Annotated in this window: 17 protein-coding genes; all 17 read left to right on the top strand. The window is 35.8% G+C overall.

The features are described from left to right. The first annotated feature begins 115 nt into the window (after positions 1-115). Positions 116-1,402, top strand: a complete 1,287-nt coding sequence (locus RUMTOR_RS07260; protein ID WP_004846577.1) for an IS110 family RNA-guided transposase — start codon at positions 116-118, stop codon at positions 1,400-1,402. A 430-nt stretch (positions 1,403-1,832) separates the two neighbouring features. Continuing rightward, positions 1,833-2,231 (top strand): glucosaminidase domain-containing protein, encoded by a 399-nt coding sequence (locus RUMTOR_RS07255; protein WP_082241031.1) that lies wholly within the window; start codon positions 1,833-1,835, stop codon positions 2,229-2,231. Between the two features lie 144 nt (positions 2,232-2,375). Continuing rightward, on the top strand, positions 2,376-3,179 hold the full coding sequence (locus tag RUMTOR_RS07250) for an ABC transporter permease (RefSeq protein ID WP_004846573.1): 804 nt from the start codon (positions 2,376-2,378) through the stop codon (positions 3,177-3,179). Positions 3,180-3,195: 16 nt separating this feature from the next. Continuing rightward, positions 3,196-3,951: an ABC transporter ATP-binding protein gene (locus tag RUMTOR_RS07245; protein ID WP_004846571.1), complete on the top strand. Its 756-nt coding sequence runs from the start codon at positions 3,196-3,198 to the stop codon at positions 3,949-3,951. Positions 3,952-3,987: 36 nt separating this feature from the next. After that, on the top strand, positions 3,988-5,370 hold the full coding sequence (locus RUMTOR_RS07240) for a polysaccharide pyruvyl transferase family protein (RefSeq protein ID WP_004846570.1): 1,383 nt from the start codon (positions 3,988-3,990) through the stop codon (positions 5,368-5,370). Between the two features lie 13 nt (positions 5,371-5,383). Beyond that, positions 5,384-6,412, top strand: coding sequence for a glycosyltransferase family 2 protein (locus RUMTOR_RS07235; protein WP_004846567.1), 1,029 nt, complete (start codon positions 5,384-5,386; stop codon positions 6,410-6,412). Then, complete coding sequence (locus RUMTOR_RS07230) at positions 6,412-7,686, top strand: glycosyltransferase family protein (protein WP_009242818.1); 1,275 nt, start codon at positions 6,412-6,414, stop codon at positions 7,684-7,686. Before RUMTOR_RS07235 ends, RUMTOR_RS07230 begins: the two co-directional genes overlap by 1 nt. Before the next feature lie 24 nt (positions 7,687-7,710). Next, positions 7,711-8,829, top strand: a complete 1,119-nt coding sequence (gene wecB, locus RUMTOR_RS07225) for a non-hydrolyzing UDP-N-acetylglucosamine 2-epimerase (protein WP_009242817.1) — start codon at positions 7,711-7,713, stop codon at positions 8,827-8,829. A gap of 13 nt (positions 8,830-8,842) precedes the next feature. Further along, on the top strand, positions 8,843-10,126 hold the full coding sequence (locus RUMTOR_RS07220; RefSeq protein WP_004846563.1) for a protoporphyrinogen/coproporphyrinogen oxidase: 1,284 nt from the start codon (positions 8,843-8,845) through the stop codon (positions 10,124-10,126). 17 nt (positions 10,127-10,143) lie between these two features. Continuing rightward, on the top strand, positions 10,144-11,958 hold the full coding sequence (locus RUMTOR_RS07215; RefSeq protein WP_004846560.1) for a DUF6020 family protein: 1,815 nt from the start codon (positions 10,144-10,146) through the stop codon (positions 11,956-11,958). After that, the gene (locus RUMTOR_RS07210; RefSeq protein ID WP_004846559.1) at positions 11,951-12,892 is read left to right on the top strand and encodes a glycosyltransferase family 2 protein; all 942 of its coding nucleotides are present in this window, start codon (positions 11,951-11,953) and stop codon (positions 12,890-12,892) included. The genes RUMTOR_RS07215 and RUMTOR_RS07210 overlap by 8 nt, the downstream gene beginning before the upstream one ends. After that, on the top strand, positions 12,885-13,280 hold the full coding sequence (locus RUMTOR_RS07205) for a GtrA family protein (protein WP_004846556.1): 396 nt from the start codon (positions 12,885-12,887) through the stop codon (positions 13,278-13,280). The genes RUMTOR_RS07210 and RUMTOR_RS07205 overlap by 8 nt, the downstream gene beginning before the upstream one ends. A gap of 174 nt (positions 13,281-13,454) precedes the next feature. Then, positions 13,455-14,801 carry a sugar transferase gene (locus RUMTOR_RS07200; RefSeq protein ID WP_004846555.1) on the top strand — a complete coding sequence of 449 codons (1,347 nt, stop codon included), beginning with the start codon at positions 13,455-13,457 and terminating at the stop codon, positions 14,799-14,801. Further along, on the top strand, positions 14,801-15,544 hold the full coding sequence (locus RUMTOR_RS07195) for a WecB/TagA/CpsF family glycosyltransferase (protein WP_004846553.1): 744 nt from the start codon (positions 14,801-14,803) through the stop codon (positions 15,542-15,544). The genes RUMTOR_RS07200 and RUMTOR_RS07195 overlap by 1 nt, the downstream gene beginning before the upstream one ends. Beyond that, entirely contained in the window at positions 15,519-16,769 is a 1,251-nt protein-coding gene (locus RUMTOR_RS07190) for a glycosyltransferase (protein ID WP_004846551.1), read from the top strand. Before RUMTOR_RS07195 ends, RUMTOR_RS07190 begins: the two co-directional genes overlap by 26 nt. After that, positions 16,759-18,045: a glycosyltransferase gene (locus tag RUMTOR_RS07185; protein ID WP_004846548.1), complete on the top strand. Its 1,287-nt coding sequence runs from the start codon at positions 16,759-16,761 to the stop codon at positions 18,043-18,045. The genes RUMTOR_RS07190 and RUMTOR_RS07185 overlap by 11 nt, the downstream gene beginning before the upstream one ends. A gap of 207 nt (positions 18,046-18,252) precedes the next feature. After that, positions 18,253-19,689, top strand: coding sequence for an LCP family glycopolymer transferase (locus RUMTOR_RS07180; protein WP_004846546.1), 1,437 nt, complete (start codon positions 18,253-18,255; stop codon positions 19,687-19,689). Positions 19,690-19,722 lie beyond the last annotated feature (33 nt).

Genomic DNA, 19,722 nt, shown 5'->3' with positions numbered 1-19,722 from the left:
TTCAAATATAAGGAATTCCAAGAAAGAAGGTTGAGAAAAAAATACCTCAGTGTAGAATAAGATTACTGACTTTGCACGGTTAGTAACAATCTTATTGAACAGAGAGGTATCTAAAATGAAGTATAACACACAGAACGCAAAAATTAAATCTATTACGGAAAAGACATTAATTGTTGGGATTGATGTGGGAAGTGAAACGCACTTTGCAAGAGCATTCGATTGGCGTAATTACGAGTATTCAAAGAAACCGTTGGAATTCAGTAATACAGAAGCTGGATTTATGACTTTAAAAGCATGGATGGCGGATTTTGCAGAAAAATACGGTAAAAACGTTGTGATTCCGGGAATGGAACCAACAGGACACTATTGGTTCAACCTTGGAGCATACCTGCAGGACAACGGCATGAAACCGGTTCATGTAAATCCACATCATGTAAAGAAGTCAAAAGAACTGGATGACAATAATCCAAACAAAAATGACCGTAAGGATCCAAAGACAATTGCGGCGCTGGTAAATGAAGGGAGATTTTCATATCCATATATACCAACTGGTATTTATGCTGAGATTCGGAGTCTTTCAAATCTCAGATTACAAACCCAGGAAGAAATTACAAGGATCAAGAACCGTATCGCAAGATGGTTTAGCATCTATTTTCCGGAAATCAAAGACGTTTATAGAAATCCGGATTCTGTGAGTGGTCTTATGATATTAAAAGAGGCACCTTTGCCACAAGATATCGTAAAACTGGGTGTAGATGGAATCAATAAGATTTGGCGGGATGCTAAGTTGAGAGCGGCTGGACTGAAGAGGGCAAAGACCCTGGTAACGGCTGCAGAGCACAGTATTGGAAGCCAGGAAGCACCTGATAGTGCAAGAATTGAATTGAAGAATCTACTGAACGATTATGAAATCTACAAAAATAGAGAGGAAGACCTGATGAGCCTGACAGAGGAAAAGTTGTCAGAGATTCCTCATATAGATAAGTTGTTGGAAATCAAAGGAGTTGGATTGAAAACAGTGAGTGGATTTGTTGCCGAAGTAGGAGACATCACACGTTTTGATAATCCAAAGCAACTGCAAAAACTAGCTGGATATGCCATTGTAGAGTGTAGTTCGGGAAAACATAAGGGCGAGAGTCACATCAGCTACAGAGGAAGAAAACGCCTCAGATATGTACTGTATGAAGCAGCCATATCCTTGATTGCAAGGAATGAAGAATTTAAGGAAGTACACCGGTATTATCGAACTAGAAAAGAAAATCCGCTAAAGAAGATGCAGTCAGTCATAGCAGTTGCGTGTAAAGTCTTAAGAATCTTTTATACGATTTTGACTAAAGGTGTGACTTATGACGGTGCAAAGATGATGCAAGATATCAAGAGACCACAGATGCTTGCAGCATAGAGTGCAGGAAGTAACCAACCCGAAAAGGTACAAAAGCAGAATGTAATGGGGAACGTCCACTGAAAAGTGCTGTTACAGGAAGCAAGTCAGTAATAATAGGAACAAAGAATGAGCAGGTAGTTGGCAGGAATATTTTCCATAGGGCAAGACCCTGACAAGGAGCTAAGCTGACACCCGGATTATGGATAGGCAGAACGAAGGAAGTTAGGACTCACGAAGTGATGATCCTGGTAGACACGGGAGGTGCGTTGCCATAGATGGAAGGGAATACACAAGGCCATTTAAAACGAATAAAAAAGACGTTTTATTTCGTATACCCTAAACTAGCTATTTTCGTACCAGATACAGAGAAACATCCATGATTCTTGTTCATTCATCTGAGATAGAAACTTTAAAAAACCTTTATTTTAAAGGAAAAAAGACTTGATTTATTAGGGAGGAAAGTGAAGTAGAAGGCGTAAAAGCAGAGGTCGCTTTTGCACAGGCAATGATGGAAACTGGGTTTTTGAAGTTCGGTGGAGATGTTAAGAAAGATCAATATAATTTTGCTGGGATAGGAGCTATTGGCGGGGGATCATCAGGAGCAAAATTTGATTCTATTCGGATTGGAATCAGAGCTCATGTTCAGCATCTGAAGGCATATGCTTCAAAAGAAGCATTGAAACAGCCTGTTGTAGATCCACGTTTTCAATATGTGAAACGTGGAAGCGCAGAATATGTGCAGTGGTTGGGACAAAAAGAAAATCCAAATGGATATGGATGGGCGACAGCTAAAAATTATGGAAATAATATTGTAAAACTATATATTCTTCCAATGAAGAAATATTGATGAAATCAGAGCATTCCAAATCGGAGAAAAAATGGAATGCTCTTTTAAATTGGATCTTTCCTTTCTATGCTTGTGAAATGCTTGAAATTTTAAAAGGGATAGCGTATACTAGTACAGAATGTAGAAAAAGGAAAGGTGAAAGGAATGTATATTAAAAATATCATAGATAATTTTAAAAAGTATTCATTTTTATTGAGACAATTAGTCAGCAGAGATTTCAAAGTGAAATATAAGCGCTCTGTACTAGGTGTTTTATGGAGTTTATTATATCCGGTTTTGATGATGGCGGTTATGGCTGCTGTGTTTTCTAATGTCTTTAAGTTTTCTGTGCCAGGAGTAAACTATCTTGTTTATTTAATGACGGGACTAACATTTTTTAATTATTATAGTGAAGCATCAAATTCATCCATGAGTGCTGTAGTGGCAAATTTCTCTTTGTTGAACAAAATATATATTCCTAAATATATTTTCCCTTTGTCAAAATGCTTATTTGTGGGAATTAATTTTTTGTTAACATTAATTCCTTTATATGGTGTGATTTTGTTGTCGGGCAGTGGTGAAACGAAATGTCATATTACGGCATTACATCTTCTTTTGCCCTATTCATATTTGTGTTTATTGCTTTTTACAGTAGGGGTTGGATTCATTTTATCCACGATATCCGTATTTTTACGGGATATGTTCTATATTTATGGAATTGTACTGACAATCTTGACTTATTTTACGCCTATAATGTACGACATTAATATGCTGGATCCATGGATACAACAAGTGTTGAAATTTAATCCGTTGTATCATTACATTACGTTTGCGAGAACGATTATTTTATATGATCAAATGCCGTCAGTAAAAAGCTTTATTATATGCGGAGCATCATGTTTAATTACATTAGTTATTGGGATGATTGTATTTAAGAAAAATCAGGATAAGTTTATTTATTATATGTAGGATCTAGGAGGCTGTTATGATAGATGTTCAAAACGTATCGATGCGTTTTAATTTAGGAATTGAAAAAAATAACTCTTTAAAACAGATGGCAGTAGATTTGTTCAGTAAAAGTGCAAGAGAAAAACGAAAAATGCACAAAAAAGAAAATGAGTTTTGGGCATTGCAAGATGTTAGTTTTAAAGTGGAAAAAGGTCAGGTGGTTGGATTTGTCGGATCAAATGGAGCAGGGAAATCTACACTTTTAAAAGTGGTTGCCGGAGTTATGAAGCCGACAAAAGGAAAAGTTCTCGTAGGAGGAAATATTTGCCCGATGATTGAATTGGGGGCAGGTTTTGACCTTGACTTAAATGCACGGGAAAATATATATCTTAACGGTGCTGTTATGGGATATTCAAAAGATTTTATTGACAGCAAATATCAAGAAATCGTAGATTTCTCTGAATTACATGACTTTTTAGAAGTGCCTGTAAGAAATTTCTCGTCAGGAATGATTGCTCGTTTGGCATTTTCAGTTGCAACGATTGTAGAGCCTGAAATATTGATCGTGGACGAGATTCTTTCAGTGGGAGATTTGAATTTCCAGAAAAAAAGTGAAAATAAAATGCGGAGTTTGATTTCAGGAGGTACAACAGTTCTTTATGTATCGCATTCTATAGAATCTATTAAAAGTTTGTGTGATAAAGTGGTTTGGTTAGAACATGGAAAAGTAATTCAAGTAGGTACAGCGGAAAAAGTATGTGCCGCATATTATGAGAGTCAAATAGGAAAATGATTACTCATTTATGTAGAAAAGGGGATTGAGAATTAAATGTTGGATAGAGTGCAAGGCATGATAGAAAAACTAAAATATCTTAATCGGAAAATTTTAGAGATTGATAAAAAACAGTCTTTGTTAGTTGAAAAAGAAGAACTTTTAGAAAAAAATTTAGAGCAAAGAGTTGAAAAAGTGATTGTTTCTGTAGATCAGATGAAACAATTTACAGAACAATGTGCAGATCGATTATTTGAGCAGTTTTCCGAAAGAGCAGTATTAGGAAAAGTTAATGATTATGTGAATTTGGAGTATTTTAAAGTTCCATCTGATAAATCCCCGAAAGTATTATTGGTTGGTTTTTATGGAGCGGTTAATCTGGGTGATGAATTGATGCTGCAAAAATTGTACAGAGACCTGAATGTCATTAAAAATGACATTTATGTGATGATGTGTGACAATGAAAATTTAGATGCTTTTCGCTATCCCGGCATGAATATTATTCATTATCCTAAAACAAAATTTGATTTTAATCATTTGGCCGATATATTTGATAGTGTTATTTTTGGAGGTGGAGCAATTTTAGATGATAGCGGATATCTTCAAGAAGAAAGCTTTAAATATGATTTAGGGAAAATATTCATTGAATTGGCATTATCATTTATAGAAAAGAATAAGGAAGTGCATGCCATCGGGTTGAGTACAAATGAAAAAATAGTCAATGAGGAGTATCAGGAAAAGTTAAAAAGAATTATTGACGGAAGTGTTAATTTTAGCGTGAGAGATAAGTACAGTAAAAGACTCATAGAGTCTGCTTGCGGACACGAAATAACTATGATAAATGATATTGTTTTAACAAATGAATATCCAAAGGTAATGAAAGAAAAAGGTGAAAAATATAAGATAGGAATCATTTGGATTTGTCAGGCGGATTTACTGGGATCTTTAGAAAAGTTAGTTGAACATATTCAGAGTACGTACGATATAGAAAAAACAGAAATTCATTTTATTCCGTTTTATAATTATCACGATTGCGATTACAAATTTTATAATGAATTTTGTGAAAAGAAAAGTGAATTTAATTTTTCTATAGAATCTATGGCATATAGTTTTGAAAATATTTGTCAAAAAGTACGAGAATGTGACGTGGTTATCAGTATGCGTTATCATGGCGCTTTACTGGGACTCATGAATGGCTGCAGAACTTTCTCGCTGTTATACACACAGCACCCACACTATTATAATAAAATGATGGATTTATATGAGAAATTTGAGTGCGTACAAGATTTGTTTTTTAGTGTGGAGGAGCTCGTCGAAGCCTTACCGGTTAAGAATGATGTGGTAATTAATTCGGTAGATTTTGATAATACATCATATACTCAGATTGTACAGTCGATTATAAAAAAACAGAAAGAAAGAAAGGAGAAAATGGATTTTTAATCCTGAAGAACGCATGAAAGCATTAACAATATTAATTCCGGTATATAATACAGAAAAATATATAAAAAGATGTTTAGATTCGTTGATTGTTTCTAAAATAATGGATGATATAGAAATACTTGTAGTAAATGACGGAGGAAAAGATCATTCCGTTGAAATTATTCAAAAGTATGTGGATAGTTATCCGGAGACAGTCAGACTGATTGATAAAGAAAATGGAGGGCATGGCTCTACAATAAACGCAGGCATCAAGGAAGCAAAGGGAAAATATTTTCGAGTTTTAGATAGTGATGATTGGTTTAACTCTACTGATTTTGTGAAATTTGTGAATAGATTAAAATCGGAAGATGCAGATTTAGTTGTGTGTGATTATCGAAAGGAACATACGTACAATAGTAAATCGGAATATTTTGTATATAAGAATTTAGAAGATAGAAAATGTTATTGCTTTGATGATATTGATCTGAAAATTCTTGAAGGTGAATATTTTGTTATGGCAACATCTACGTATAAGACAGAAATTTTAAGAACGTCCGGTCTTAAAATGTTAGAAAAAACATTTTATGTAGACATGCAGTATAATGTTGTTCCTATGACGAAAGTTGAGACTTTTACGTATTATCATCTGGATATTTATCGTTATTTTATCGGAAGAAAAGAACAAAGCATGAATATGGATAATTTTGTCCGAAATCAAGAACACCATAAAAAAATGATAAAATGGCTGATAGAATATTATACACATATTTCTTCAAAGTTGTCGTCAAATAAAAGAGAATATATAGAAATTATTCTCACATATACGTTAAATACACATTATTCTATCTATTGTGAATATGATAAGGATCATGCAAGAGCATATAAAGAAATAGTGGACTTTGATCAGTATTTATTGAAGGTGAATAAGGCTTTATATGAACGGATAAATTGTATGGCATATATAAGATATAATCGAAAGACAAAGTTTAAATTTGTCAGATTGAATGGTAGAAAATGGAACACTGCAATGAAAATGGCAAGAAGATTGAAAGGAAAATTCTAATGAAGAAAATATTAGTTATAAGTTGGTTTTATCCGCCGATAAATTCATCAGAAGGATTAGTGACATATAAACTTCTCAGAAATTCTAAATTGCAATATGATGTTTGTATGCAGGAAAGTAATGCATCTTGGTCATATGGAAATAAAGAATATCTGCCGGAATGCGAAAATGTTCGGAAAATTCCAATTCAGGCAGACACTTTGGAGATATGGAAAAACAAAACAATAGAGTATTTTAACGCTCATAAAAAAGAGTATGACATTATTATGACTCGTTCCATGCCTCCGGAATCACATGAGATCGGATTGAAAATAAAAGAAATTAAACCGGAAATTAAGTGGATTGCATCGTTTGGAGATCCAATCGCAAATAATCCTTTTGTATTAAAAACTATAAAAAAGATTTCTCCGTATTCATTACAGAATAGATATATCAGACCGATGGGAATTCGGGAAATTATATCACCTAAGAGAATGATTAAGAACGAGATATGGAAGAAACGAATGAAAAAAGAGCAGATTCCGTATAAAAAGGAGCAAGAATTAGAAGATGCCATTATAACAAAATCTGATTATATTATTATGAATAATCCATATCAAAAGCAATATATGACCGGCAAATACTCAGACGCTATAAAAGCGAAAGCAATCGTTCTTCCGCATAGTTTTGATTATTCTTTGTATGATAAAGAGATTGATGCAGAAAATAGTGGAAAGATACGGATGGTATATATTGGACATCTTGATGATATCAGAACGCCGCATTTGTTTCTTAAAGCTATAGCTAGTATGAAAAAAGAACATTCGGACTTGGCGGAGAAATTAGAAGTTTTCTTTTATGGAAATATGTCTGTAAAAGAAAAAGTATATCTTTTAGATAATGAATTGTTAGATATTGTTCAGATCAAGAAACCTGTGGACTATAAAACGAGCTTATCCCTTATGAAGAATAGTGACTGGCTGATTCATATTGATGCAAATTTGAGCGGTGTGTTAGATGAGAACATTTTCTTCGCTGCTAAATTAGCTGATTATATTGGCGCGGACAGACCGATTTTTGGAATTACGATGTTTGATGGAGCGGGGGCTGATGTGGTACGCGATGTGAATGGACTTACGGTTTCCTATACAGTAGATGAGATCAAAAATTATTTATATTTGATTTTATACGAAGGATATCAAATTGAAGTAAACGAAGAAAACCGCAAAAAATATGATGCAGTAAATGTGGCAAAGAAATTTGATGATTTTGTTGAAAATAAGATTTTACATTAACTTATGATGGTGAGAGGTAGCAACATGAGAAAAATTAAAGTGATGACGGTTTTTGGAACGAGACCGGAAGCAATTAAAATGGCACCGTTAGTGAAAGAATTACAGTCGCGAGAAGAGATTGAACAGATTACATGTGTTACGGCACAGCATAGACAGATGTTGGATCAGGTTTTGGAAACTTTTCAAATTAAGCCGGAATATGATTTGGATATTATGAAACAAGGTCAGACATTGAATGATGTAGTTCAGAGAGTGTTAGGAAGCATTAGTGAAGTTTTGGAAAAAGAAAAACCGGATATCGTATTAGTTCATGGTGATACTACAACTACTTTTGCAGGAGCATTGGCAGCGTTTCATAGTCAAATTGCAATCGGACATGTTGAGGCCGGACTCCGTACATGGAATAAATATTCCCCATATCCTGAAGAAATGAATCGTCAAATGGTAGGATGTCTCGCCGATATGCATTTTTCTCCGACAGAGGTGAGCGCTCAAAACTTGTTGAATGAAGGAAAAGACAAGTCTAAGATATATATTACAGGAAATACAGCCATTGATGCGATGGCAACTACTGTTGATGAAAATTATCAGCACCCGATTTTTGAGTGGGTGGGCGATAACCGAATGATTCTTTTAACTGCTCATAGAAGAGAGAATCTAGGGGAGCCGATGTATCATATTTTCCGGGCGATTAAGAGACTTGTAGATGAATTTGATGATGTGAAAGTCGTATATCCTATTCATCTGAATCCTCGTGTAAGACAGGTGGCTAACGATGTATTTCAAGATTGTGATAAAGTGCGTTTGATTGAACCATTGGAAGTGTTTGATTTTCATAATTTCCAAAACAAAAGTTATTTGATTATGACAGACAGTGGAGGAATACAGGAAGAGGCACCGTCTCTCGGAAAACCGGTTCTCGTATTACGTGATACAACGGAGCGGCCTGAAGGAATAAAGGCAGGAACGCTAAAACTTACAGGTACGGATGAAGAAGTCATTTATCAAGAGGCAAAGAAACTATTAACAGATGAAGAAGCATATCATGCGATGAGTCATGCAAGTAATCCATACGGAGACGGGCATGCAAGTGAACGTATCGCAGATGCGATTATAGAAAAATTTGGTGATCTTTTGAAGTAAAGGAGAAAAGCAGATGGATAGAAATGTAAAATATTTGATTATTGGCGCTGGAATATCCGGACTTACTTTTGCAAACTACGCAGACGGTGATTATTTAATTATCGAAAAAGAAAAAGAAGTGGGTGGATATTGCCGTACTATTAAGAAGAAAGATTATGTTTGGGATTATGCAGGGCATTTCTTCCATTTTAGTACAGATGAATTCAAAAAGAAATTTCTTGATAGCGTGAATCCGGAAGATATTAAATATAAAGATAAAAATACAAAAATTATTTATAAGGGAGAATTGGTGGATTATCCGTTTCAGACAAATATTCATCAATTAGAGAAAGAAGAGTTTATAGATTGTCTCTATGATTTATTCCATAAAGAAGAAAAGGAAGATTATGACAGCTTTTTGGATATGCTCTATGGGAAATTTGGAAAGTCAATCGTTGAAAAGTTCTTAAAACCATATAATGAAAAGTTGTATGCGGTTGATTTAAAGACATTGGATAAAGATGCAATGGGCAGATTTTTTCCGTATGCAGACATTCCGGCAATCATAGATAATATGAAAGCAAATAAAGACAGCACTTCATATAACAATAGCTTTCTTTATCCAAGAAACGGAGCGGGTTCCTTTATCCAGATTCTGTATGATGCATTGGATAGTTCTAAAATTTTGATGGAACATGAAGTTGTTAAAATTGATAATGAACATAAAGTTGCGCAATTGGATGACGGCAGCAAAATAAATTATGAATATTTGATCAATACTTCTCCGTTAAATCACTTTTTAGGATATTTTGAAGGTGAAAAGTTTTCTGCTTTGAAGAACCGATTGTCATATAATAAAGTTCTCGTATTTAATCTTGGGTTCAACAAAAAATCAAAATTCACAGAAGAGCATTGGATGTATATTCCGGATAAAGCAGTGAATTTTTATAGAATTGGATTTTACGATAATATTTTGGATGCAGACAAACTTAGTATGTATATTGAGATCGGATATGGAAAAGAAGATGAGATTACAGAACAAGATGTAGAAATGCAGTTAAAATTAACTCTTGAAAATTTGCATAAGTTGGGAATTATTGATGATGATACAAAATTAGAAGAACATTCGACTATTATCATGGATCCGGCTTACGTGCATATCAATACTGAGACAGAGAAAATGGTTCAGCAATTTAAAGCGGAAGAAGAAAAAAATGGAATCTATACGATTGGCAGATATGGAGCGTGGACATACTGTTCAATGGAAGATTGCATGATTGCTGCCAGAGATTTAGCAATGAGTTTGTGTCAGGGCTAAATCGGGAGTAGGATATAATGAGTGAAAAATTAAAAAAGCAAAGTGTAATAATTTCTTTAATATGGGCTTTTGTGGGGACGATCGGTGTCGTTTATTATATTAAGATAGGAACGGGAATGGATGTATCTCCCAATTATGCAAATAATATAATCTATTATTTTATTTATGCGGCATCTGCTTTTTCAGTGTATTATTGCTGTAAAGTTATCACAAAGAAGAAAGCGGTTTTTGCAGGAATTCTTTCGTTATTATTTGCATGTATCTGTATTATAGGTGCTCAGATAGAGTATTTAAGAGCAATTAATTGGTTATGGATTACATGGATAAAAGTTCTCTGTTTGGCAATTTTTTTATTTCCACTTTTTGTATTATTGATTTACATTTTAGATGATTGTAGATTTAAAGCTGCGGAATCTTGTGTGAAAAATATATCAAAATGGAAAATATTCTTAGCGATTATTGTTATATGGGGCATTGCTTATCTTGCTATGTTTCCGGGAATTTATGATTATGATTCAATAGATCAAACATTGCAATTTTTGGTTACAGGGAACGTGAGTGGCCACCATCCGGTTTTACATTCATTATTATTGTCCGGTTTTATGAAAATCGGATATGTTGTTTTTCATAGTTATGAAATTGGGTTAGGGATATTTACACTTTTACAGGTATTGTTTTTGGCATATGCGGCGATGAAAGTTGCATGGTTTTTGTTGCAAAAAGGTTATAATCGACTTTTTTGGTTTACGATGTGCTTTTATTTGTGCTTCCCATTGCATTATATTATGAGTGTGTGGGATACAAAGGACAGTATCTTTGCAGGTTTTTTTGTTTTAGTTAGTTTAAGTTTGATCGAGATGGCGGATCGCACATCAGGATTTTGGGATAATCGGTGGAATTTAGTCAAGTTTGTTTTATATGTAGTATTAATGTGTATGTTTCGGAATAATGGATTATATGCATTGATCTTGCTCATACCGATTTGCTTTTTTTGTTTTAAAGAGAGAAGAAAGGCAACTATTATTTTGTTTATGTTATCAATGTTAATCTATGTATCATATCAGAATATTTTGCTTCCAAGTCTAGGCGTTAAATCCGGCAACATTCGTGAAATGATGAGTATACCATGCCAGCAGTTGGCAAAAGTGTATGTTGAAACTCCGGAAGCGTATACGGATGAGGAAAAAGAAGCTCTATTGGAATTGATACCGGAAAAAAATATTATGGATTATCAATATAGACCGATGATTTCAGATGCAACGAAGAATTATTTAAATTCAGAAGTTTTGAAAAGTGATCTGCCCAAATATGGAAAGTTATATGTAAGTATTGGATTGAAAAGTCCGAGAAAATATATAGAAGCTTTTTTGCAGAATAGTTGTGGGTTTTGGTATCCGAATAAATCATATCCGGATGAAAGAATGTTTCATCCGTATACTGAATTTGATATGGCAGATCCGAATTTGTTTAAAGGAGATTATATTTATTTAGAGCGAATGAGTTTGTTCCCGCAGTACGAAGAGATATTAAGACCGTTTTTTCAAAGTGCTGTATGGAAAAAAATTCCGATAGTTTCCAACTTTTTTGTTCCGGGCACATATTTTATTGTATTATTGTTTGGAATAAGTGTTAGTTTTTATAGAAAAAATTATAAGCAATTATTTGTGTTTGGCTTTTGGGGGGCATACTGGTTCACGTTGTTGATCTCCCCTGTAGCACTCGTTCGTTATGCATACCCTGTGATTATGTGCTTACCGCTTATGTTAAGTTTAATTACTCAAAAAGGGTTGTTATCATGGAAAAGAGAAAGGAAAAATACAAAAAATGGATAAAATAGCAGTTTTGATTCCTTGTTATAATGAGAGTCAGACGATTAAAAAAGTAGTGGAAGATTGGAAAAAAGAGTTGCCGGAAGCTACAATTTATGTGTACGACAACAATTCTTCGGATAACACGGCTGCAATCGCAAGAGAAGCCGGAGCTGTTGTTCGTTATGAATATCAGCAGGGAAAGGGAAACGTGATCCGTCGCATGTTTCGTGAAATAGACGCGGAATGTTATATTATGATCGATGGAGATGATACGTATCCGGCGGAATTTGGACGGGAAATGGTTACAAAAGTATTGGAAAGAAATGTGGATATGGTAGTAGGAGATCGTTTGTCATCCACTTATTTTGAAGAAAATAAACGTCCGTTCCATAATTTCGGAAACAGTCTCGTAAGAGGAACGATCAACCATCTGTTTAAGAGTAATATTCGTGATATTATGACGGGATATCGGGCGTTCAGCTATCAGTTTGTAAAGACGTTTCCGGTTCTGTCAAAGGGGTTTGAGATTGAAACAGAAATGAGTATTCATGCTGTGCATAAAAACATGCTTGTTGAAAATGTAATCATTGAATACCGCGACCGTCCTGACGGAAGCGAATCAAAGCTGAATACTTATTCCGATGGATTTAAAGTGCTCAAGACAATCGGCAGATTGTATAAGAATTATAAGCCGTTAGGATTTTTCGGAATGTTGTCAGCGCTGCTGGTTCTAATTGCGGCAATCTTATTCATTCCTGTCTTTGTGACATATTTAAAGACCGGATTAGTACCTAATTTCCCGACATTGATCGTCAGCGGATTTGTTGCGCTGGCAGCGATTCAATCTTTCTTTGCAGGATTGATTTTGACAACGATCGTGGAAAAAGATCGTCAGGACTTTGAGTTTAAACTGCAGATGATCAGTATGGAAAAAGGAAACAAAGCCCATGAGTAATACAAAGAAATTATTTTCCCAGATTATAAAATTCGGGTTTGTAGGCGGAACAGCTTTTGTTATTGATGCAGGATTATTGTTTTTACTGACGGAATTTTGCGGGATTCATTATTTGATTTCGGGAATGATTTCTTTTACGGCATCAGTGATATACAATTACATTTTAAGTGTAAAATGGGTATTTGATGCGAAAAAGGATGCGAATAAGACACAGGAATTTATTGTGTTTATTGTGTTAAGCGTGATCGGTTTGGGAATAAATCAGTTGTTTATGTGGCTGTTTGTTGACATGATGCATATTTACTATATGTTGTCAAAGATCATTGCCACTGTGATCGTTATGGTCTACAACTTTATAACAAGAAAGATTTTTCTCGAGAAAAAGTAGTTTTAAATTGCAGAATTTTGTGAAAAATATATAGAATAAAAAGGCATCTTAAAGAAGGATGTCTTTTTTCTTAAATAAAAATGTAGAAAATGATGAAACCTTGAAAAAAGGTACAAGATATACTATAATCTAACAGATATAGAACAATGCAGAAGAAAAGAGGAGTATATAGCGATGCATACTGGGAAGCTGGAACAGTATAAGAGGCTGATACGTTTTGGATTTAATATATTATTATTGGCGATATTGATATTCTTTTTCATTCATATATGGGATAAAAACTATAACGATGGAATTGTTTTTCCGTTTTATTATAAAGGCTATCTGATGATGGCTGCGTTTTACGCGTTCTTTTTTACGGTTTTTTCTTATATTTTAGGCGGAATGAAGATCGGATATTTAAAAAGCAGCAGTTTAATGTTGTCGCAGACGCTTGCTTTGTTGGCATCAAATGTGCTGATTTATTTGGAGACAGTTCTTTTGTCGGCGAAATTCATTCCTGTTGAAGCTATGATCGTTCTGACATTTATTGATGTCGGGGTTATTTTAGTGTGGACATTAGTTGTAAATTGGATTTTCAGAAAACTATTTCCGCCCAGAGATATTCTACTGTTATATGAAGAATACGATCCGACATCCTTTTTGAGAAAAGTAAATTCAAGAAAAGATCGATATAATATAAAAGAATCCATGAATGTAGAAGAAGGCTGGGATCGTATCACAGAAGAAATGAAGAAGTTTGACGCGGTATTTCTCTGTGATATACATTCTCCTTTGCGTAATAAATTAGTAAAGTTTTGTTATGCAGAAGGAATCCGGTCGTATATTACACCGAAAATTTCGGACATTATTATTCGCAGCTCCGAAAATATTCATTTTTTTGACACTCCATTATTGCTGTCGCGTAATAATGGGTTTACTTTTGAACAAAAGTTTGTAAAGAGAACATTGGATATTATTATTTCTGTTTTTATGCTGGTGATAACATCTCCAATTATGCTTATTACCGGAATCGCGATCAAATTGTATGATGGAGGTCCTGTCTTTTTCAGGCAGAAAAGATGTACGATCGGGGGAAAAGTATTTGAAATTCATAAATTCCGAAGTATGATCGTAGATGCGGAAAAAGAGGGGGAAGTCATACCGGCAAAAGAAGATGACGAAAGGATCACCCCTGTCGGAAAATTTATAAGAAAGACCAGAATTGATGAATTGCCGCAGTTTATTGATATTTTAAAAGGAGATATGAGCGTTGTAGGTCCTCGTCCGGAGAGGGTGGAGCATGTAGAGCAGTATACGGCGGAAGTGCCGGAATTTTCTTACAGACTAAAAGTCAAGGGCGGACTTACAGGATATGCTCAGATTTACGGAAAATATAATACGACAGCGTATGATAAGCTGAAGCTTGACCTGATGTATATACAGAATTATTCGATTCTGCTCGATTTGAAATTGATCATTATGACAGGAAAAATACTTTTTGTAAAAGAGAGTACGGAAGGGTTCGAGGAAAAGAAGTGATGGCATCTATAAAAGCATATTATGGGAGAACATATAGAGGAAGTAAAAATAGATTTTTAGATTTTTTGCAGAAAAGGATTGATGAAAAGAAAGGCTGTTTTGTTGTGACAGCCAATCCGGAGATTTTTATGCTCGGAAAGAAGATGCCGGAGATGAATCGGGTTCTTATGGATAAAAATACAGTGATTGCTGCAGACGGTATCGGCATTGTAAAGGGTGGAGAGCAGTTGGGATTCCGTTTTAAAGAAAGGATACCGGGAGTGGAATTGTGTGAGGAACTGCTTAAATATGCAAATGAAAAAAAGTGCTCGATTTATTTGTTCGGAGCAAAAAGAGAGGTTTTGGATTCTTTTGTCAGACGGATTGAGAAAGAGTACAAGAATGTCATTATTTCCGGATATACAGATGGATATGTAGAGGATAAAGAAAAGGTAATGCGGCAGATAACGGAGCTTGATCCGGATTTGGTGTTTGTCGCATTAGGCGCTCCTCAGCAGGAACTTTTGATTCATAAATATTTCCGTTCTGACAGAAAAGGAATTTATATTGGCGTCGGTGGGAGTTTTGATGTTTTAAGCGGTAAGAAACAGCGTGCTCCTTCATTTTTTATACGTCATAATTTGGAGTGGCTGTATAGGATTACGAAAGAACCGAAGCGTATAAAACGTTTTTGGAACAGCAATGTGAAGTTTTTGTTTGAATTGAGAAAGGAAAGTCATGGCGGGAAAAGAACTCATAAATAAAATCAGAAAAAAGGGTATATGCGGAACAATCAAGATGATTGCCGTAAAGTGGAAGAAAACAGAGCGTGACTTATGGAATCCGCCGATCAGTCGGGTGAGGAAAGATCTTATAGATCGGATTTTAAGAAGAGGTTATTCCAGGATTGTTATTTATGAGAATCACTTTGGATATCACAACATAATGATGCAGCGTCCTCAGCATATGCTTAGAAATATGGGGGATGAGGAGACGCTCATTTTATACAATTCGTATTATGATATAGATTTTAAGGATAGACGGCGTATCACGCCGATTGCGCGTCATGTATATGTATTGGATCTGTATTATTATAGGAAGTATTTATTAAATGCATTGAAGCAGATAGAAAAGAAATACGTCATGGTATATTCTACTGATACCGTTCCGGTAAGCAGAATAAAACAATATTCAGAACTTGGATTTCGGATTATTTATGAGTATGTAGATGATATTAATGAGGAACTTATTTCAAGAAAAAAAATCGCGCAGATCCGATCGAGACATCAATATTTGTTAAGAGCAAAAAATGTGTTGACTGTAGCGACTGCGGATAAACTGTATAAAGAGGCAAAGTCGAATAATAAAAAGACGAGGATCGTTCAAATTTCCAATGGGGCAGAGTGTGACAAGTTTGTACCGGAGAGCGTGACGGAAGATCAAGTCTACAGACAGTGGCTTAAAGAAGATATGCTGCATGTCGGATATTACGGGGCATTGGCGGCTTGGGTTGACTATGATCTTTTGAAAAGACTGGCAGATAATGAGAAGATCCAGTTGATCCTGATCGGGATTGAGCATGATGATTCGCTGAAAAAGAGCGGGCTGCTTGATTATAAAAATGTGAAGTATTTTGGAAAAAAACCTTATGAGTCATTGGCAGGATATGTACATTTTTGGGATGTATGCATTATCCCGTTTTTGATCAATGATATTACAAAAGCAACTTCTCCTGTTAAATTATTTGAATATATGGCGATGGAGAAACCGGTTGTTTCAACAGCGCTTCCGGAATGTTTAAAATATACTGCGGTAAAAATCGCCCAAAATGTACAGGAATTTGTTTCATTGGTTGAAGAATGTAAGGACGACTGCAAGGATGAAAAACGGAAGGAGCTCCTGAAAAAGTGTGCGTGGGAAAATGACTGGTCTGTGAAAGCGGCAGAATTGAAAGCGTATATGGGAGAATGGGAGAAAAATGAAAGATAAGATCAGTAAATTGAAAAATCTTGTAAAAAAATATGGGTTGGCAGGAACGATAAAAAAGGCGGCAGGATATATTTATTCTAATTATCTTGTAAAGCTTTCTGTAAAAGAAAGAATTTATGTCGCTGTTAATAAAAAGAAATTTATCGAGGGAATCGACCGGATTCTTTCAAAAAATTCTTACGATCGGATTGTGATCTGGAGAAGTTCATTTGGATGGGATGTGCCTTTGTACCAAAGACCTCAGCATATTTTCAGCAATTTTGCGAAGCAAAGAACGCTTGTCTTTTATGAAGTGACACGTTTTACGGATGATGTGAAGCGGATCAAAAAACAGGCGGATAATTTATATCTGGTCAACTATGCGAATACAGCATTTTCAAAGCTGCTTTTTCAGGAACTTGAAAAATGCAAAGCTCCGAAATATGTTCAGTTCTATTCAACAGACTGGACTTTGCCTGCGGCAAAGATTAAAGAGTATATGCAGCAGGGATATAAAATCGTTTATGAGTATATTGACGACCTGAATCCGCATCTTGCGGGAACAGACGAACTTCCCGTGAACGTAAAAGAAAAGTATGATCTGGCTATGACAGATAAAAATATTTTTGTTGTTGTAACTGCCGAGGCGCTGAAGAAAGATGTCATTGAAAAGCGAGGAGATGTTCGGCTTGCTTTTTCAAGTAATGGCGTGGATTATGCTCACTTTCATGATGGGTGCGATCCGAATTTTAAGTGTGATGAAGAGTTTGAGTCTATCTTGAAAAAGGGGCAGCCGGTTATCGGATATTATGGGGCGCTGGCAAAATGGTTTGATTATGATCTGTTGAAAAAAATTGATCAGGAAAATAAATATCAAGTTGTACTTTTTGGAATCAAATATGATGATTCTTATGATAAATCGGGAGCAGATCAATGGAAAAACGTTCATTTTTGCGGGTCGCGTCCATATGAGATCCTTCAGAATTATGCCGCCCGTATGGATGTTTTAACGATTCCGTTTTTGATCAACGACATTACGAAAGCGACTTCTCCGGTTAAATTATTTGAGTATATGGCGCTTAATAAACCGATCGTGACAACGGATATGGACGAATGCAGGAAATATGAATCGGTGTTGATCGGACATGACCATAAAGAATTTTTAGAGCAGTTAGATAAGGCAATATTGCTGAAAACAGATGAAACATATAAGGCGTTATTGGATAAAGAGGCTTTAGAGAATACATGGGAAGAAAAGGCGAGAACGATTCTTGAACAATTAAAAAAATATGAATAAGTATATTGTGCGAAATAGCCTCAATATGCAGATAAAAATCCCCGGGGAACTTTGGGGATTTTTATTTAATCTTTTCAGGGGAAATGATTGAATAATGTAGAGATTTGTTGTATCATGGTATGATGTAGATTAAGTATATACTAAAATAGGTGAGAAAATATGTCAAAGAACAAGGTGAAGCGTAATTCATCCCGCAGAAGGCAAGCAATGCACAGGGGGAAAGAGACGTCAACTAAGCCAAAGAAACCGGTTACCCGCAGGAAAGATTTTTCCGCTTCAGGAAAAGGAAAGAAGCGCAAAAAGAGACGTGTTCATAAGATGAAGCCATGGCAGATCGCATTAATCTGCGTAGGAGCTTTCATCGCAGCGCTTTTAGCATTCGGATTAATGTATGTTTATGCGAAGTGGAGTAAGATTGATACGAAATCAATTAAAGCGGACGACATCATTATCAATGAAGAAGTGAAGAAAAATAAAAATGTAGATCTTGGAGACGGTTATACGAATGTTGCACTGTTTGGCGTGGATTCAAGAGACGGTGACTTGGGAGAAGGAAATCGTACGGATTGTATTATCGTTGCAAGCTTGAATAATAAGACAAAGGAAATCAAGATGGTGTCAGTGTACAGAGACACGCTGCTTGATCTTTCAGAAGGAACTTATCAGAAGTGTAATGCGGCATATAGCTACGGAGGTCCCGTACTTGCTATCAATATGTTGAACATGAATCTTGATCTTGATATTCAGGATTATGTGACGGTTGATTTTGGCGCGATCGCAGATGCGGTAGATCTGTTGGGCGGCATAGAGATTGAAGTTACAGAGGAAGAACTTCCGTATATTAATCAATATATTCCTGAAACGGCAAATTCGGCGGGAAAGGCGGCAAATCTTCTTCAAAGTGCAGGCCTTCAGAAATTAGACGGAACGCAGGCGACAACTTATGCCAGAATTCGTTCTACGGCAGGCGGAGATTTTACTCGTACGGAGCGTCAGCGCCTTGTAATAGAAAAAATGTTTGAAAAGGCGAAGGGAGCGGATATCGGAACGTTAAACAAGATCATCGATAAAGTGTTCCCGCAAGTTTCAACAAGTTTTACGCTGCCGGAGATTTTGAAATATGCTTCAGCTTACAGTGAATATAAACTGGTAGGAAATATGGGATTCCCGGAAGATAAGTATACAGATATGCTTTCAGAGATCGGAAGCGTTGTCGTGCCGGATAATCTTGTATCGAATGTAACAAAGCTTCATGAATTCCTGTTTGGCATTACAGGATATGTTCCATCGTCTACAGTGCAGACGGTCGGTTCTAATATTTCGTATACTGCAAGTGCAAAGAAGTCTTCGGGAACAGGATCGCAGTCGTCATATGATAGCGGTGAATCTTATAATGACAGTGGATATACCGATAACAGCGGTAACTACGAAGGCGGAAACACCGGCGGAAATTATGATGACGGAAGCATGAGCGGAAACAGTGGTAATACCGGAAATTCGGGAGAAACAGGCGGCGTCGGAGGAAATGGCAGTACCGGGGATAATACAGGCGGTACAACTGTAGAACCTCCGGTTGTGCCGGATGGCGGAACAGACAGCGGCGGCGGACAGACCGAAGCACCTCCGGAAGGTACAGTTCAATAATATCCAACCGGAACAGGGGAAGATAAAAAACAG

Origin of the sequence: [Ruminococcus] torques ATCC 27756, assembly GCF_000153925.1 — a bacterium.
Lineage (GTDB): Bacteria > Bacillota > Clostridia > Lachnospirales > Lachnospiraceae > Mediterraneibacter > Mediterraneibacter torques.
Note: the sequence above shows the minus strand (reverse complement) of the source record. Positions and strands in the feature narration are given on the sequence as shown.

Bases quoted from the DNA above. Each gene is read 5' to 3' on its own strand.
- RUMTOR_RS07260 (WP_004846577.1), top strand. From the start codon at position 116: ATGAAGTATAACACACAGAACGCAAAAATTAAATCTATTACGGAAAAG.
- RUMTOR_RS07250 (WP_004846573.1), top strand. From the start codon at position 2,376: ATGTATATTAAAAATATCATAGATAATTTTAAAAAGTATTCATTTTTA.
- RUMTOR_RS07245 (WP_004846571.1), top strand. From the start codon at position 3,196: ATGATAGATGTTCAAAACGTATCGATGCGTTTTAATTTAGGAATTGAA.
- RUMTOR_RS07240 (WP_004846570.1), top strand. From the start codon at position 3,988: ATGTTGGATAGAGTGCAAGGCATGATAGAAAAACTAAAATATCTTAAT.
- RUMTOR_RS07235 (WP_004846567.1), top strand. From the start codon at position 5,384: ATGAAAGCATTAACAATATTAATTCCGGTATATAATACAGAAAAATAT.
- RUMTOR_RS07230 (WP_009242818.1), top strand. From the start codon at position 6,412: ATGAAGAAAATATTAGTTATAAGTTGGTTTTATCCGCCGATAAATTCA.
- wecB (WP_009242817.1), top strand. From the start codon at position 7,711: ATGAGAAAAATTAAAGTGATGACGGTTTTTGGAACGAGACCGGAAGCA.
- RUMTOR_RS07220 (WP_004846563.1), top strand. From the start codon at position 8,843: ATGGATAGAAATGTAAAATATTTGATTATTGGCGCTGGAATATCCGGA.
- RUMTOR_RS07215 (WP_004846560.1), top strand. From the start codon at position 10,144: ATGAGTGAAAAATTAAAAAAGCAAAGTGTAATAATTTCTTTAATATGG.
- RUMTOR_RS07210 (WP_004846559.1), top strand. From the start codon at position 11,951: ATGGATAAAATAGCAGTTTTGATTCCTTGTTATAATGAGAGTCAGACG.
- RUMTOR_RS07205 (WP_004846556.1), top strand. From the start codon at position 12,885: ATGAGTAATACAAAGAAATTATTTTCCCAGATTATAAAATTCGGGTTT.
- RUMTOR_RS07200 (WP_004846555.1), top strand. From the start codon at position 13,455: ATGCATACTGGGAAGCTGGAACAGTATAAGAGGCTGATACGTTTTGGA.
- RUMTOR_RS07195 (WP_004846553.1), top strand. From the start codon at position 14,801: ATGGCATCTATAAAAGCATATTATGGGAGAACATATAGAGGAAGTAAA.
- RUMTOR_RS07190 (WP_004846551.1), top strand. From the start codon at position 15,519: ATGGCGGGAAAAGAACTCATAAATAAAATCAGAAAAAAGGGTATATGC.
- RUMTOR_RS07185 (WP_004846548.1), top strand. From the start codon at position 16,759: ATGAAAGATAAGATCAGTAAATTGAAAAATCTTGTAAAAAAATATGGG.
- RUMTOR_RS07180 (WP_004846546.1), top strand. From the start codon at position 18,253: ATGCACAGGGGGAAAGAGACGTCAACTAAGCCAAAGAAACCGGTTACC.